At 75.3% G+C, this 2,961-nt stretch carries 1 protein-coding gene; it reads left to right on the plus strand.

Annotated elements, in window-relative coordinates; all coding sequences use genetic code 11:
• The coding region (locus MXD57_RS31135) for an SDR family NAD(P)-dependent oxidoreductase (protein WP_250405565.1) at window positions 1-2,961 on the plus strand (2,961 nt) is incomplete at both ends.

The following is a 2,961-nucleotide window of genomic DNA, read 5'->3' on the forward strand; positions in this document are numbered from 1 at the left end:
CACCTACGCCTTCCAGCAGGAGCACTACTGGCTGGAGAGCGGCACGGCCGAGGACGCCGTCGCCGCGCACCCGGTCGACGCGGTGGACGCCCGTTTCTGGGAGGCCGTCGAGCGGCAGGACGTGGCCGCGCTCATGGCCGAACTGGACGTCGACGAGGACGAGACGCTGACCGCGCTGCTGCCGGCCCTGTCCTCCTGGCGGACCCGGAGCCGTGAGCAGTCGACCGTCGACGGCTGGCGCTACCGGGTGACCTGGAAGCCCGCGCCGGAGCCCGCCACCTCCCGCCTGTCGGGCACCTGGCTGGTCGCCGTTCCCGAGACCGGCTCCGAGCCGGCCGACGCCGTACTCCGTGCGCTGGCCGAACACGGCGCCGACGTACGGCCCGTCACGCCCACCCGTACCGACGGCACCCGTACCGACGGCACCCGTACCGACGACATCCGGGGCGCGCTGGCCGAGCGGATCCGGGAGGCGCTGGCCGACGGTGCCGCCGTGGCGGGCGTGCTGTCGCTGCTGACCTGCGACGGGGCCGGCGAGCCGCTGGGCGCCTCCGCTCCCGCCGGTGTGATCGCGACCCTCTCCCTGGTCCAGGCCCTGGGTGACGCCGAGGTCGCCGCCCCCCTGTGGTGCGCCACGCGCGGAGCCGTCGCCGTGACCCGCACCGAGCGGGCGGCCGACCCCGCGCAGGCCGCCGTCTGGGGCCTGGGCCGGGTGGCGGCCCTGGAGCACGGCGAGCGCTGGGGCGGCCTGGTGGACCTGCCCGGCACCGACGCCGTGGACGATCGCACGCTCGCCCGGCTCGCGGGCGTCCTCGCCGGTGACGCCGCCGAGGACCAGGTCGCGGTCCGCGCCTCCGGCCTCCACGTGCGTCGCCTGGTCCGGGCGCGGCTCGCCGAGACTCCCGCCGTCCGGGCCTGGAAGCCGGAGGGCACCACCCTGGTCACCGGCGGTACGGGAGCGCTCGGCGCCCAGGTGGCCCGCTGGCTCGCCGGCAACGGCGCCGAACACCTCCTGCTCACCAGCCGCCGCGGCATCGACGCCCCCGGCGCCACCGAACTGCGCGACGAACTCACCGCCCTGGGCGTCGAGGTCACCGTCGCGGCCTGCGACGTCAGCGACCGCGACGCCGTGGCCGCCCTCATCGCGGCCGTACCGGCCGACCGGCCGCTGACGGCCGTCGTGCACACGGCCGCCGTGCTCGACGACGGCGTCATCGAGGCACTGACCCCCGCGCAGGTCGAACGGGTGCTGCGGGTGAAGGTCGACGCCACCCTGCACCTGGACGAGCTGACCCGGGACCTGGACCTTTCGGCGTTCGTGCTGTTCTCGTCCTTCGCCGCCACCTTCGGCGCCCCCGGCCAGGGCAACTACGCGCCCGGCAACGCCTTCCTGGACGCCTTCGCCGAGTACCGCCGCGGGGCGGGGCTGCCCGCCACCTCCATCGCCTGGGGCCCGTGGGGCGACGGCGGCATGGCCGAGGGCGCGGTGGGCGACCGGATGCGTCGGCACGGCGTCATCGAGATGGCGCCCGAGCGCGCCGTTTCCGCGCTCCAGCACGCGCTGAACCGCGACGAGACGACCCTCACGGTCGCGGACATGGAGTGGAAACGCTTCGTCCTGGCCTTCACCTCCGGCCGCCCCCGGCCGCTGCTGCACGACCTCCCCGAGGCGCGGGAGGCCATGGAGGGCTCCCGCGCCGACGCCGCCGACGACACCGGAGGCGCTGCCGTGCTGGCCCAGCAGCTCACCGGACTGCCGGAGGCCGAGCAGGAGCGCCTGCTGCTGGAACTCGTCCGCACCGCGGTCGCCGCCGTCCTCGGCTACGCCGGGCCCGACGCGGTCGAGGCGGGCCGGGCGTTCAAGGAGCTGGGCTTCGACTCGCTCACCGCCGTCGAGCTGCGCAACCGGCTCAACGCCGCCAGCGGCCTCAAGCTGCCGCCGACCCTCGTCTTCGACCACCCCACGCCCACCGTCCTCGCCCGCCACCTGCGGTCCGAGTTCTTCGGCCGGGCCGGTGCCGCCGGCGCGGCCCCCGCCCCCACGAGCGCCGCGCTCTCCGACGCCGAGCCCATCGCCGTCGTCGCCATGAGTTGCCGCTTCCCGGGCGGCGTCCGCACCCCCGAGGAACTGTGGCGGCTGCTCACCTCCGACGGTGACGCGCTGTCCCAGTTCCCCCTGGACCGCGGCTGGGACGTCGACGCGCTGTACGACCCCGACCCCAACGCCCAGGGCACCTCGTACACCCGCGAGGGAGGCTTCCTGTCCGACGCGGCCGCCTTCGACGCGGCGTTCTTCGGCATCTCGCCGCGCGAGGCACTGGCGATGGACCCGCAGCAGCGGCTCCTCCTGGAAACCTCCTGGGAGGCCTTCGAGCGGGCGGGCATCGACCCGGAGACCCTGCGCGGCAGCCAGTCCGGCGTCTTCGTCGGCACCAACGGATCCGACTACTCCAACCTGGTACGCGCCGCCACGAGCGACCTCGAAGGCCACCTGGCCACCGGCAGCGCCGGTAGCGTCGTCTCCGGCCGGCTGTCGTACACCTTCGGTCTGGAGGGCCCGGCGGTCACCGTCGACACCGCCTGCTCCGCCTCGCTGGTCGCCCTGCACCTCGCCGTGCAGGCGCTGCGGAGCGGTGAGTGCTCGCTGGCGCTCGCCGGCGGTGTGACGGTCATGTCGACCCCCGGCACGTTCATCGAGTTCAGCCGGCAGCGCGGCCTGTCCACGGACGGCCGCTGCAAGGCCTTCTCCTCGGACGCCGACGGGTTCAGCCCGGCCGAGGGCGTCGGCATGCTCCTCGTCGAGCGCCTGTCGGACGCCCGCAGGAACGGGCACCCGGTGCTGGCCGTGGTGCGCGGCTCGGCGATCAACCAGGACGGTGCCAGCAACGGCCTCACCGCCCCCAACGGGCCGTCCCAGCAACGGGTCATCCGCCAGGCCCTGGCCAACGCCCGGCTGTCGGT

It is taken from the genome of Streptomyces cellostaticus, assembly GCF_023630175.1.
GTDB classification, from domain to species: domain Bacteria; phylum Actinomycetota; class Actinomycetes; order Streptomycetales; family Streptomycetaceae; genus Streptomyces; species Streptomyces cellostaticus_A.